This window comes from Gordonia sp. ABKF26 (assembly GCF_041103195.1).
GTDB classification, from domain to species: domain Bacteria; phylum Actinomycetota; class Actinomycetes; order Mycobacteriales; family Mycobacteriaceae; genus Gordonia; species Gordonia terrae.
The window spans coordinates 369,653-382,719 of record NZ_JBGCVZ010000003.1 but is presented as its reverse complement, the minus strand read 5'-3'; the positions used below and the strand labels follow the sequence as shown (position 1 = coordinate 382,719).

Below are 13,067 nucleotides of genomic sequence, written 5' to 3'. Positions count from 1 at the left end.
CGGAGCACGCCGCCCCGCAGCGGGCGGTGTGCTACCGGCATCCCGATCGTCCCACCGGCTTGTCATGCAGCCGGTGCGGGCGTCCGGCATGTCCCGAGTGTCTGCGCCCGGCTGCGGTCGGCCAGCACTGTCTGGACTGTCTCCGCAACGACGGAGTGCAGCGGTCGCCGTCACTCGGCGGCCACAGGGGTGGCGTCCGCAGGATGGCGCCGACGCGCACCGCGCCCACGCAGCCCTACGCGACCTATGCGCTCATCGCGGTGAACCTGCTGATCTTCGCGCTGTGCGTTCTCCAGGCCGGGGTCGGTGACCCGGGCGGTGCGTCGATCTTCAGTGCCGGCGACCTCCTCAAGAGCGACGTTGCGGCCGGTGAGTACTGGCGTCTGCTGACCGCGGGCTTTCTGCACTTCAGCGTCATGCACGTGGCCGTCAACATGCTCTCGCTCTACATCCTGGGCCGCGACCTCGAACTCGCGCTCGGGATCGGCCGCTACCTGGCCGTGTACGTGATCGCCCTGCTCGGCGGCAGCGCCGCGGTCATGCTCTTCGAGAACGACCGCGCCCTGACCGCCGGTGCGTCCGGGGCCATCTACGGCCTCATGGGCGCGATGCTCGTGATCATCCTCAAAGCCCGTGTGTCCCCGGTCCCGGTGCTGCTCATCATCGGGTTCAACGTCGTGCTGTCGTTCTCGCTCCCCGGGATCTCGGTTCTGGGGCATCTCGGCGGTCTCGTCTTCGGCGCGGCCGCCACCGCGGCCATCGTCTATCTACCCGACGCGGTGCTCCCCGCGGGTCGTCGAGATCCGCAGACCGCGAGCCGGGTGGGCTGGATCGCGCTCGCCGCCCTGTTCGTGCTCGCTCTCGGCCTCGGCATCGGCGCAGGTGTCGCCTACGACGGGCTGATCTACATCCGCTGAGCCGGCCTGAAAACCGCCCCTCACCGGCCCTTCGCTGGCGCATTGCTTGCAGCCGCCTTCCCGAGGGTGGGTTTCAGCGCGTCTGCCCACACGGTGACCCGACCCTGGGTCCTGGGACCTCTACCCCTCGTCGACGACGAATCCCGACTCGCGCAGCGCGTCGACCACGGTCGGCAGGTCGGTGCCGAGGTCCCAGCGGCTGAGCACGACCAGGCGGGTGTCGTCGCGCGGACCCATGCCGTCACGGTGCGACGGCGACGCGGCTGCCTCGTCGTCGAGCACGTCGATCTCGAGTTGTCCGACGCGGCGTCCGACCCGGCGGATGGACAGCACGCGAATGCGCTCGATGCGTTCGCGGGGATACGCCCGCGGCCCGCGCAGCGTTCGGATGATCAGGACGGGCGACGGGCCGGACGAGACGGCCAGCCGGGGACGCACCAGCAGCGTGTAGGCACCGAGTGCGAGAAGAAGGATCCCGGCGACGCCCATCAGGACCGACCCGGCGGGATCCCCGGCGACGACCACGGCCGCCCCGACCAGCACGACACCGCCGAGGCACCCGGCGAGGCCGGCACCGACGGGGGTCGCCCAGGCATGTGTGTAGGAGTCGTCAGAGTTATCCACAGGAGTTACTCACAGTGGGGATGACTTACACACATGTGATTTCCACAGTGTGGATAACTTACACGCATGTGTTTCAGCAGCTCAGCGGCTTCGACACGCGAATGATCGACGACGCCTACCGCCAACGCATCGTCATCAACAGGCCCGCCACCATCAGCGAGAAGCCGATCAGGAAGTTCCACGAGTTGAGCTCGGCCATCCAGTGCAGGACCTGGCCCTCGCCGCCGTACGCGGTGGGGGTTGCGGCCAGGTAGTAGACGACGAGCCAGGCGAGACCCAGCACCATCAGGCCGAGCATGAGGCTTACGTAGATGGTGCTCGAAGGGCCGGCCTTGACCTTGACCGGCGTCCGGCTGGCCGGGTTGATCGTGTAATCGGTCTTCTTCCGGACTTTTGACTTCGGCATGACTTCCTCTGTTGTGCGGCACCGCCGGAGCGGTCGTACGCGAGCGGGGCGACAACACACGTCCCCGCCATTGGCAAACACTCGAGATCTACGGTATCTCACCAGGTCGCCGACGCCGAGCACCCGCTTCAGCGGTAGCCTTCTCGCGTGAGTCGCATTCTGGTGGTCGACAACTACGACAGCTTCGTCTACAACCTGGTCCAGTACCTCGGCCAGCTCGGCGTCGAGGCCGTCGTGTGGCGCAATGACGACCCGCAACTCTCCCCGGCCGACCCCGACCGTCTGCGCGAGGCGGTCGCCGGATTCGACGGCGTGCTCCTGAGCCCCGGCCCCGGTACCCCGCAGCGCGCCGGCGCGACGATGCCGATGGTCCGCGTCGCCGCCGAGGAAGAATTGCCGCTGCTGGGAGTGTGCCTGGGCCACCAGGCGATCGGGGCGGCGTTCGGCGGCACCGTCGACCGCGCACCCGAACTCCTGCACGGCAAGACCTCACTCGTCTTCCACGACGACGCAGGCGTTCTCGAAGGGCTTCCGGATCCGTTCACCGCCACCCGCTACCACTCGCTGACGGTGCTGCCCGAGACGATCCCCGACGAACTCGTCGTCACCGGCCGCACCGAGTCGGGCATCGTGATGGCGATGGCACACCGCGAACTGCCCATCCACGGCGTCCAGTTCCACCCGGAGAGCGTCCTGACCCAGGGCGGTCACCGGATGCTCGCCAACTGGCTCAAGACGTGTGGGATCGAGATCGACGAGACCCGGGTGTCCGCCCTCGAAGCGGAGATGGCGACCGCGATCGGCTGACCCGGGCAGTGGGGTCGACGAGGTGGTTTCGACTCGGCTCCTCGACCTCGACGCGCTCCTTCGTCGCTAGCTCGGCCCGGCGGCTGCGCTCGGTGCCGGCTCAACCAGCAGAGAATGCGGCTCCTCGACCTCGACGCGCTCCTTCGTCGCTAGCTCGGCCCGGCGGCTGCGCTCGGTGCCGGCTCAACCAGCAGAGAATGCGGCTCCTCAGTTGGGGAGCAGACTCGCCTGGCCGACGATGATCGTGATCGAACCGCTCTTGCGGGTCTGCGACCCGGGATTGGGTTCCTGTCCGACGACGCGACCGTCGTCGGGACTGCCGAGCGGGACGTTGCGGGTCTGGCGCGTCAGGGTGGACCGCTCCCACCCGGCCCGCTCGAGCTCGGTCTGTGCCTCGGCGGGCGTCTTGCCACGCAGGTTCGGGACGGTGAAGAGATTCCCGCGCGACACGCTGATCTGCACGGTGCTGCCCTGTTCGGCGGTCGAGCCCGGACCCGGTGACGTGGAGATGACCTCTCCGGCCGGACGGTCGGAGTCGGCGGCTACGACCACGACCATCATGCCGAGCTCTTCCAGCACCGACCGTGCCCGATCCTCGGACATTCCGACCACGTCGCGAACGGTGACCTCGCGCGGCCCGTTGCCCACGTTGACGACGACCGCGCCGTTGACCGGCACCTCGGTGCCGACTGCCGGGGCGGTCGAGACGACCTTGTCCTTCATCTCGGCCGACGAGTCCACCCGGTCGGTGCGCACATTGGTGAACCCCAGGACCTTGAGCGAGTCCAGGGCCTCCGTGGGTGTCTTACCGACCAGATCCGACGGCAACCGCACGCGCTGGGGACCCGTCGAGATGTAGAGCGCGATCTCGGAGCCCTCGGCCGTCATCACGCCCTCGCCCGGAGTTGTCCGGGTGGCGAGACCCGCGCCGACGTCGAGGCTGGGTTCTTCGAGAACGCGGACCTCGAAGCCGGCTCGTTCGAGCGAGGCCTGCGCGTCGTCGGAACTGAGGCCCGAGACCGCCGGGACCGATTCCTGCGGTGCCGACCCCGAACTCCACGGCGACCACAGGAACAGGGTGCCGACGAGCAGGGCCACGACGGCCAGGGCGCCGGCCATGAGCAGCCGAGACCGGCGTCGAGGTGTCTTCCCGTCCTCGTCCTCGTCGTCGCGGCGGTGAGTACCGCCGTTGCCGTTCGCGGTGCGGGCGGGGATCGCGCGGCGCGGACCCGTCGTCTCCGCGCGGGTCGGGCGCCGCGGCCCGGTGTCGATGAACTCGGTGCGCTCCTCGTCCGACAGCAGCATCGGCGCCGATGGCTTACCGCCGGCGAGAACCCGGATCAGGTCGGCGCGCAGGTCGGCGGCCGACTGATAGCGGTTGTCCTTGTTCTTGCTCATCGCCTTGAGGACGACGGAGTCGAGTTCGCGCGGGATCTCGGGGCGGACGTGCGACGGCCACGGCGGATCCTCGTGCACGTGCTGGTGTGCGACGGCCACCGGCGAATCACCCGTGAACGGCGGCTCACCGGTGAGGAGCTCGAAGAGCACGCACCCCATCGAGTAGATGTCGCTGCGCGGGTCGACCTTGATGCCGCGGGCCTGCTCCGGAGACAGGTACTGCGCTGTTCCCATCACCGCAGACGTCTGGGTCATCGTCGACGTCGCGTCGCTCATCGCCCGAGCGATGCCGAAGTCCATGACCTTCACGGCTCCGGACTTGTCGATCATCACGTTCGCCGGCTTCATGTCGCGGTGGACGATGCCGTTCCGGTGCGAGAAGTCCATGGCGGCCGCGACGTCGGCCATCCAGGTCATCGCCTGTCGCGGAGAGATCGGACCGTTGGCGCGCAACACATCTCGCAGGGTGTCGCCGTCGACGTACTCCATCACGATGAACGGCAGCGGACCGTCGTCGGTCTCGGCCTCGCCTGTGTCGAAGACCTGCACGATCGTGGGGTGGTTCAGCTTCGCCGCGTTCTGCGCCTCGCGACGGAAGCGGAGATAGAACGACGGATCACGGGCGAGGTCGGCACGCAGCACCTTGACCGCGACGTCGCGATGCAGCAACAGGTCGCGCGCGTAGTGCACCTCGGACATGCCACCGAAACCCAGCGTTTCGCCGAGTTCGTAGCGGTCGGAGAGGTGGTGTGGTGTCGACATCGGCCTCGGTGGTTCGCCCCTCAGGATCTCAGATCAGAACATATCGGTCGGAAACTTCTCGGTCGGAGACATTCGGAACACGGGCACTGCGGGTGCCTCGGCACGGTTGTCTCCAGTACAGCTGTCCATCAGCACAACGGTGAGAACGGCACGCCGGGGAAGCACGGGGTTCCGGTGGCGGCACCGGGATCCGGCGGCGAGTCGGGGGGTCCCGACGGCGCGAGTGTGGTCGTCTCCTCGCTCGTCTCGCTGGTGGTCGTGGTCTCTTCGCTCGTCGTCGTGCGAGTCGTGCGCCGGGTGGTGGTCGGCTCGTCGGTCTCTTCGGTCGGTGCATCGGTGGTCGTGGTCTCGGTGACCGTCGGCGACGACGACGGGGGTGGCGTCGCCGCCCCACCGTTTCCACTGTTCACCAGATAGAACCCGATGAGTCCGATGGCGCCGACCAGCAGGGCGGCCGCGATGCCGGCGAGGACCTTCTGCCCGGTCGTCCAGCTGTTGTCCGGCGGTGGTGGCGCGACCGCGGTGCGGGACGTCGGCCGGGGTGTCATCGGTCGCGACGCGGCTCCGGTCGGTGGCGTGGCGCCACGTGCGACCGCGGCACCGAGCGCTGCGGCACCCGCTGCTCCCGCAGCGGCACCGGCGATCGCCCCCGGACGAGGCGGACGGCGCCCGGCGCGTACGGCGGCCACCGCGTCGGCGAACTCGCCGCCGTTGGCGTAACGCTGCCGCGGATCCTTGGCCATCGTGATCTCGATGAGTTCGCGGACACCCGACGGCAGGTTCGACGGCAGTGGGGGCGGCGACTCCCGGATGTGTTTCATCGCGACGGTGATCGCGCCGTCGCCGAGGAACGGCCGCCGACCGGTGAGCGCCTCGTAACCGACGACTCCGAGCGAGTAGACATCCGACGCCGCGGTCGCCTCGTCACCGGTCGCCTGCTCCGGGGAGATGTACTGCGCCGTCCCCATGACCATCCCGGTCTTGGTGACCGGGGCGGAGTCGACGGCCTTGGCGATACCGAAGTCGGTGATCTTCACCTGGCCGACCGGCGTGATCAGGATGTTGCCGGGTTTGACGTCGCGGTGCACGAGACCCTGGTTGTGCGCGGCCTGCAGGGCGCGACCGGTCTGTTCGAGCATGTCGAGCGTGTTGGTCAGCGACAGCCGGCCCAGCCGGGAGATCACCGAGTTCAGCGGTTCGCCGTCGACGAGTTCCATCACCAGATACGCCAGCGGATCGCCGCCGTTGTAGTCCGGGGTCTCGCCGTAGTCGAAGACGTTCGCGATCCCCGGGTTGTTCAGCTTGGCGGTGGTCTGTGCCTCCGCGCGGAACCGGGCGATGAACTCCGGGTCGCTGGTGTACTCGGCCTTGAGGACTTTCACCGCGACACGTCGATTGAGACGCGTGTCGAGCGCCTCCCACACCTGTCCCATACCGCCTGTGGCGATCAGGCGGATGAGCCGATACCGATCGCCGATGGTGGTGCCGTTCTGCAGGGTCATCGACTGCCACCTCCCACCAGTGAGTTGATCACTTCTCGTCCGATCGGCGCCGCGACGGTTCCGCCGACCGAGTCCGCACCGAATTGTCCATTCTCCACCACGACGGCGACCGCGATCTGCGCGTTCGACGACGGCCCGAAGGCGATGTACCAGGAGAACGGGGTGTCCGTACTCGACCCGCTTTCCGCCGTTCCGGTCTTCGACGCGATCGACACCGGACCGCCCGCGCCGGCCGTCGACCGTTCCGACTCGATCATCATCGACGTCAGCTCGGCGGCCTGCTCGGGCGTGATCGGCTTGTTGGCCGTGGTCGGCGGGGTGGTCTGCAGCGTCCGCAGATCCGCGGCCTGCAACTTGTCCACCAGGTACGGCTGCATGCGCACACCTCCGTTCGCCACGGTCGCGGCGATCATCGCGTTCTGGAGCGGGGTGAGCCGGACGTCACGCTGCCCGATCGAGGCCTGCGCGAGGACGTCGAGGGACGGGATCTGTCCGACAGTCGAGTCGGCGACGGGCATCGGGATGTCGGGGCCCGGCTGATCGAGGCCGAAGAGGCTCGCGGTCTCGGTGAACTTCGGGATCGCGTCGGACATCTTCTCGGTCACCAGTTCGGCGAAGGCGGTGTTGCACGAGTACTTGAACGCCGTCTCCAGTGACACGGTTCCGCCCGACGACCCGGGGCAGGTCTCGCCGCCGTAGTTCGGCAGCGAGACATCGGTGCCGGGCAGCGGGAAGGTCGGCGCGGCGGTGAGACGGATGCCGGGAGTGATGTTGTCGCGCAGGGCGGCGGCCGACGTCACGACCTTGAAGGTCGATCCCGGTGGGTACAGCTGGCTGATCGCGCGGTTCAGCATCGGCTGCGCGGTGTCACCGGGGCGGTTCCACGCCTCCCAGCTGCCCTCGCGGACCTCCTGGTCGTGGCTGGCGAGCTTGTTGGGGTCGTAGCTCGGGGTCGAGACCATCGCGAGGATCTTCCCGGTGTTCGGCTGCAGGGCCACGACGGCGCCCCGGCACGGTCCGTCGCACGGGCCGTTGAGCATCGCCTGGTAGGCGGCCTGCTGGACCTTCGGGTTGATTGTCGTGACGACGTTGCCGCCGCGTGGGTCGCGGCCGGAGAACATGTCCATGAACCGCTGGCCGAACAACCGGTCGTCGGATCCGTTCAGGATGCTGTTCTCGTAGTGCTCGATCTGACTGGCGAGGTACTGGAACGAGTAGTAGCCGGTGACCGGGGCGAAGGCCTCGGCGCCCTCCCGCGGGTACTGACGGAGGAACTTCAGGCGGCTGTCGATCGGCACCGACAGCGCGATGACCGTGCCGTCGGCGGTGGTGATCAGACCGCGCTGGCGGGAGTACTCGTCGAGCAGCACGCGGTTGTTGCGGGTGTCGGTCTTCAGCGCGTCGGCCTTGAAGACCTGCACATAGGTGGCGTTCGCGAGGAGCGCGATGATCATCACGATCACCGCCATCGACACATTGCGGATCGGCTTGTTCACCGGCGCTTCACCACCTGCGTGGGCAGTGCCTCGACGGGCTTGGCCGCGGGCCGCTTCTTGCCGGGATCGGGTTCGCGCGCGGCGTTCGAGATCCGGATGAGCAGCGCGACCAGGATGTAGTTGGCCAGCAGCGACGATCCGCCGTAGGACAGGAAGGGGGTCGTGAGACCGGTCAGCGGGATCAGCTTGGTGACGCCGCCGACGACGACGAAGATCTGCATCGCGATGGTGAACGCGAGTCCGGTCGCCAGGAGTTTGCCGAAGCTGTCGCGTACGGCGATGCCGGTCCGTAGTCCGCGGTGGATGAAGATCATGTACAGCAGGAGGATTGCGGTGAGGCCGGCCAGGCCGAGCTCCTCACCGATGGTCGAGATGATGAAGTCGGTGTTGGCGAACGGCACGATGTTGGGCCGGCCCGAACCGAGGCCGGTGCCGAACAGTCCGCCCGTGGCCAGGCCGAACAGGCTCTGCCCGATCTGGTAACCCGAGCCGTCGAAGTCCGCGAAGGGATCCAGCCACACCGAGACACGTGTCTGCAGGTGCGAGAAGATCGACCACGCGAACACCGCGCCGATGGCGAACAACCCGATGCCCAGCACCAGCCATTCGACACGTGAGGTGGCCACGTAGAGCATCGTCAGGATCGTCGCGAAGATCAGCAGCGACGTACCCAGGTCTTTCTGGACCACCATCACGGCGATGGCGATCGCCCAGGCGGCCAGGAGCGGACCCAGGTCGCGGGCGCGCGGCAGGTCGACGCCGAGCACGTGCGGACCGGCCGTGATGAACAGGTCGCGCTTCGACACCAGCACCGCCGCGGCGAAGATGATGATCAGGATCTTGGAGAACTCGCTGGGCTGGATCGAGAAGAACGGTGTGATGATCCAGTTCTTCGAACCGTTGATCTCCGAGAACGCACTGGGCAGGATCGCCGGGATGATCAGGAAGACCAGTCCGCCGAGGCCGAGCGTGTAGGCATAGCGCGACAGCGTGCGGTGATCGCGGATCAGGATGAGGACCGCGGAGAACGCCACGATGCCGAGCACCGCCCACAGCAACTGCTGGTCGGCGTTGCGGGTCGCCTCGGTGGCGTTCACCGACTCCCCGGTGTTGCCCGTACCGAGGTCGAGCCGGTGGATCAGCACCAGCCCCAGGCCGTTCAGGACGGCGACGACGGGCAGCATGATCGGATCGGCGTGGGGTGCATAGCGTCGGACCACGAGGTGGGCGACACCGAACAGCCCGGTGTAGGCGGCCACGTACTTGAGGATGTCCCAGGTGAGGTTCTGACCCTGGGCGGCCTGGACGATGAGCAACGCCACCGTCACCAGACCGATGGCGAACACCAGGAGCAGCAGTTCGGCGTTGCGACCGGTGCTCGTGGCGGGTTGGCGTGGCGGGGCGTGCGGTGCGGGCGCGGCTTGAGTCATCTCACCTGCTGCCGGCAACTCGTGCCGGCGTCCTGATCAGGTGCGGGCGTGGCGGAAGGCCCGGCGTTGCCGGTGGGCGGAGCCACCGACTCGGTCGCACCCTGCTGCGGGATTCCCGGTGCGGGCGCCGCGGTGGCGCGTGGTGCGGGCGCGGACGGGTCGGTGCTCGGTGTGGACTCCGACGGTGCCGGTGGCGGGGGAGTCGGTGCGGGCGTTGCCGACGAGGGCGCGTTGTCGCAGCGGAAGGTCAGCTCGTCGGTGACGACGCCCTGGATCTGCTGCTCGCTCTTGTTCCGGATCATCACGTTCTTGACCGACTGCGCCGGCCCCGACACCAGGTCGTCGACGTTGAGGGGGAACTCGCAGGTGCCGTCGTCGTAGGAGATGAACGTGTACGTCGGTTCGGTCTGATCGAGGTCCTCGACGCAGACGCGCTGCACCGGGTTGCTCATCGAGAGGAAGAACACCTTTTCCGGTGATCCCTGGTAGACGAGCACGTCGCCGCTGTCGTCGGCGGCCACGTAGTAGTTGCTGCGTACGACGGAACGGACGACGAAGACGCCGACGACCAGCGCCGCCACCACGGTCAGCACGACACCGGCGACGATCCAGCGTCGGTACTTGCTCTTGTGTTTGGCGGCGGGCTCGTCCTCGGTCAGCACCGTCGGGCGCTGCGGTTCGGCGGGGGGCGGGCGAAGTGCTGCCGCCCGTCCCGCGGCGGTCGCCGGGTCGGGCGTGTAGATCTCCTCGTTGCCGCCGGCAGCGCCACCGACGATCGGGCGCGAGTCGCCGTACTCGGTGTCGACGACGTCGGCGAGGACGACGGTGACGTTGTCCGGGCCGCCGCCGCGCAGCGCGAGTTCGATGAGACGGTCGGCGCACTCCTTGGGGTCGGTGATGGACCCCAGGGTCTCGGCGAGGGTCTCCTCGGTCACGACGTCGGACAGGCCGTCGCTGCACAGCATGTACCGATCGCCGGCGCGGGCCTCGCGCATCGTCAGGGTCGGCTCGACCTCGGTGCCGGTGAGCGCGCGCATGATCAGCGAGCGTTGCGGATGGGTGTGTGCCTGTTCGGCGGTGATGCGACCTTCGTCGACGAGGGTCTGGACGAAGGTGTCGTCGCGGGTGATCTGGGTCAGCGCCCCGTCGCGGAACATGTATCCGCGCGAGTCGCCGATGTGACACAGGCCGATTCGGCTGCCGGCGAAGAGGATCGCGGTGAGCGTGGTGCCCATGCCGTCGAGTTCGGGTGATTCGTGCACCTGTGCCGCGATCGCCTCGTTGCCGGCACGGGTGGCGCCGTCGAGCTGGGTGAGGAGGTCGCCGCCGGGCTCGTCGTCGTCGAGGGTGCTGAGTGCGCGGATCACCAGCTGGCTGGCGACTTCGCCGGCCGCGTGGCCGCCCATTCCGTCGGCGAGGGCCAGCAGGCGAGGACCCGCGTAGAACGAGTCCTCGTTGTTGGACCGCACGAGACCACGGTCGCTGCGCGCGATGTAGCGCAACACAAGTGTCACGGGCGCAACTCGATCACGGTCTTGCCGATGCGGATCGGCGTGTTCAGCGGGACCTTGACCGCGGTCGTCACCTTGGAACGATCGAGGTAGGTGCCGTTGGTGGAGCCGAGGTCTTCGACATACCAGTCGTCGCCGCGCCTGGAGAGCCGCGCATGTCGCTCGGAGGCGTAGTCGTCGGTCAGCACCAGGGTCGAGTCGTCGGCGCGTCCGAGCAGGACCGGCTGCTGACCGAGGCTGATCCGGGTGTTCGCCAGCGCGCCGTGGGTGACGACGAGATAGCGGGCCGCGCCGCGGACGCCGCCGCTGCGACGACGCTTCTCCGAGCCGCCGGAGTACCGGGGGATGCGGAGTCCGCCGGCCGACGCGATGTCGGCGCGCAGCGTGCGGATCACGGCGAAGACGAACAACCAGAGCAACAACAGAAAACCGATGCGGGTCAGTTGCAGCACCAAGCCCTGCATGTCGTGTTCACCTCCAGCGCGTTCCGTCTCGGTCGGGTCGTACCCACGGCAGCGATCATGGGACCGCCGAGCGAAACGAGCGGACCCGACTGCATCTTATGGGCAGATTCGCCGAACCCGGTCATTCGGATATGACAGTTCAGTATCAACCGGCCGGAGCGGTCTCGGGCCAGTCTCGACCGCCGCCCACGACAGGTGGGCGTGCGCTCGGCGTTTGTGGGTCTACTGGAACCGGACGGTGATGTCGGAGTGTCCGACGCGGATGCGGTCGCCGTCGGCGAGTTCCCAGGTGTTCACCTGGAGATCGTTGACGGTGGTGCCGTTGGTCGAGTTGAGATCGGTGAGCATGGCGGTGGCGCCGTCCCAGCGGATCTCCACGTGGCGGCGCGAGACGCCGGTGTCGGGCAGACGGAACTGCGCGTCCTGTCCGCGGCCGATCACGTTCGATCCCTCGTGCAGCTGGAAGGTGCGGTTGCTGCCGTCCTCGAGGAGGAGCGTGATCGACGACGGGGCGTAGCCTGCGGCCGGGCGGCCCGCGCCGTATCCCTGGTCGTAGCCACCCTGGTAGTCGTATCCCGCGGGCTGCTGGGCGTACGCCTGCTGGCCGTAGCCCTGCTGCTCGTAGCCCTGCTGACCGTAACCCTGGTCGTAGCCGGGTTGCTGGCCATAGCCCTGCTGGTCGTATCCCTGTTGGCCGTAGCCGGGCTGCTGGCTGTAGCCCTGCTGCTCGAAGCCGGGCTGTTGGCCGTAGCCCTGCTGGTCGTATCCCTGTTGGCCGTAGCCGGGCTGCTGGCTGTAGCCCTGCTGCTCGAAGCCGGGCTGCTGGCTGTAGCCCTGCTGTCCGTAGCCGGGCTGTTGGCCGTAGCCCTGCTGGTCGTAGCCCTGCTGGTCATACCCCTGTTGTTCGTAGCCCTGCTGGCTGTAGCCCTGCTGGTCGTACCCCTGGTCATAGCCGGGCTGCTGACCGTACTGGTCGTACCCCTGCTGGCCGTAGCCCTGGTCTCCCGGCTGTCCCGATCCCTGGCCGTACTGGTCGTAGGCGGGATCGGCGCCCCTGCGCTGGTCGTATCCGGGATTCTGAGTCATCTTGGGGGCTCCTTGGTCGGGGGCGTTGGTAAGTGGGGGAACAGGGGCCGGGCGTCCGGCCGGCGGGCCGGGGACCGGCGCAGCGTGCGGATGCTCCGAACGCGCTCCCGCCGGGCGGGGCCGCGCGTCCGGGTTGACCGTGCCGCGTGCGCGGAAGATCCCCGTGTGCAAGGACGGCGATTGCTCGAACTCTACGACGACCTTGCCGTAGGTCTGCCATCCGTTGTCCTTGATGAAGTTTTCCAAATGCTTCGAGAAAGTCTTGCGGTTCAGCTCGTATTCCGCAGCGATGTGCTGATGATCGGTGGGACTGAACAGCAAGGTGTAGCTGTTGGCCGCAAGGACCGTACCGTCACCGAGGTTCTCGAGCGACTCCTCGGCTTCTCGCTGAAGCCCGTTCTCGATCTCCTGCGGGGCCACCTGACCACCGAAGACACGGGCAAAACCGTCGTCAACTGCACCTTCGAGCTTGCGTTCCAGTCGTTGCAGGATCCCCACCGAGACCTCCTTTCGCGGCAATAGAGCGTGTCGCCGTGCATCTGGCCTTGTTTGATGATAGCGACATCAACGGCCAACTGTGCCACCAAGGCAACTGGCGCACCGTGTGCAACTCCCGTCCCATTGGTGTGTATTCGGCATCTGACGTAACCCGACGTACTGCACA

Annotated in this window: 11 protein-coding genes; 2 read left to right on the top strand and 9 right to left on the bottom strand. The window is 67.8% G+C overall.

The annotated features are described in order from the left end of the window. Positions 1-203: 203 nt before the first annotated feature. Positions 204-917, top strand: a complete 714-nt coding sequence (locus tag AB4Z55_RS02265) for a rhomboid family intramembrane serine protease (RefSeq protein ID WP_064572118.1) — start codon at positions 204-206, stop codon at positions 915-917. A gap of 120 nt (positions 918-1,037) precedes the next feature. Here the strand turns inward: AB4Z55_RS02265 and AB4Z55_RS02260 are convergent, their stop codons facing one another. Both AB4Z55_RS02260 and crgA read right to left on the bottom strand, forming a co-directional pair. Continuing rightward, complete coding sequence (locus tag AB4Z55_RS02260; RefSeq protein ID WP_248644205.1) at positions 1,038-1,541, bottom strand: PH domain-containing protein; 504 nt, start codon at positions 1,539-1,541, stop codon at positions 1,038-1,040. Between the two features lie 115 nt (positions 1,542-1,656). After that, entirely contained in the window at positions 1,657-1,947 is a 291-nt protein-coding gene (crgA, locus tag AB4Z55_RS02255; protein WP_369519032.1) for a cell division protein CrgA, read from the bottom strand. A 147-nt stretch (positions 1,948-2,094) separates the two neighbouring features. Between crgA and AB4Z55_RS02250 the strand changes: the two genes are divergently transcribed. Beyond that, the gene (locus AB4Z55_RS02250; protein WP_086537819.1) at positions 2,095-2,754 is read left to right on the top strand and encodes an aminodeoxychorismate/anthranilate synthase component II; all 660 of its coding nucleotides are present in this window, start codon (positions 2,095-2,097) and stop codon (positions 2,752-2,754) included. Positions 2,755-2,961: 207 nt separating this feature from the next. Here the strand turns inward: AB4Z55_RS02250 and pknB are convergent, their stop codons facing one another. The 7 genes from pknB to AB4Z55_RS02215 all read right to left on the bottom strand — a co-directional run bounded on the left by pknB (position 2,962) and on the right by AB4Z55_RS02215 (position 12,901). After that, positions 2,962-4,914 (bottom strand): Stk1 family PASTA domain-containing Ser/Thr kinase, encoded by a 1,953-nt coding sequence (pknB, locus tag AB4Z55_RS02245; protein ID WP_354562347.1) that lies wholly within the window; start codon positions 4,912-4,914, stop codon positions 2,962-2,964. 128 nt (positions 4,915-5,042) lie between these two features. Next, positions 5,043-6,416, bottom strand: a complete 1,374-nt coding sequence (locus AB4Z55_RS02240) for a protein kinase (RefSeq protein ID WP_101820415.1) — start codon at positions 6,414-6,416, stop codon at positions 5,043-5,045. Further along, positions 6,413-7,912 carry a penicillin-binding protein 2 gene (locus AB4Z55_RS02235; RefSeq protein WP_004023309.1) on the bottom strand — a complete coding sequence of 500 codons (1,500 nt, stop codon included), beginning with the start codon at positions 7,910-7,912 and terminating at the stop codon, positions 6,413-6,415. The genes AB4Z55_RS02240 and AB4Z55_RS02235 overlap by 4 nt, the downstream gene beginning before the upstream one ends. Next, positions 7,909-9,342: an FtsW/RodA/SpoVE family cell cycle protein gene (locus AB4Z55_RS02230; protein ID WP_004023307.1), complete on the bottom strand. Its 1,434-nt coding sequence runs from the start codon at positions 9,340-9,342 to the stop codon at positions 7,909-7,911. Before AB4Z55_RS02230 ends, AB4Z55_RS02235 begins: the two co-directional genes overlap by 4 nt. Next, complete coding sequence (locus AB4Z55_RS02225) at positions 9,339-10,856, bottom strand: PP2C family serine/threonine-protein phosphatase (RefSeq protein WP_369519031.1); 1,518 nt, start codon at positions 10,854-10,856, stop codon at positions 9,339-9,341. Before AB4Z55_RS02225 ends, AB4Z55_RS02230 begins: the two co-directional genes overlap by 4 nt. After that, a complete protein-coding gene (locus AB4Z55_RS02220) occupies positions 10,853-11,317 on the bottom strand; it encodes an FHA domain-containing protein (protein ID WP_004023305.1) in 465 nt (154 codons plus the stop codon). The genes AB4Z55_RS02225 and AB4Z55_RS02220 overlap by 4 nt, the downstream gene beginning before the upstream one ends. A 222-nt stretch (positions 11,318-11,539) precedes the next feature. Further along, a complete protein-coding gene (locus tag AB4Z55_RS02215; RefSeq protein ID WP_369519030.1) occupies positions 11,540-12,901 on the bottom strand; it encodes an FhaA domain-containing protein in 1,362 nt (453 codons plus the stop codon). Positions 12,902-13,067: the final 166 nt, after the last annotated feature.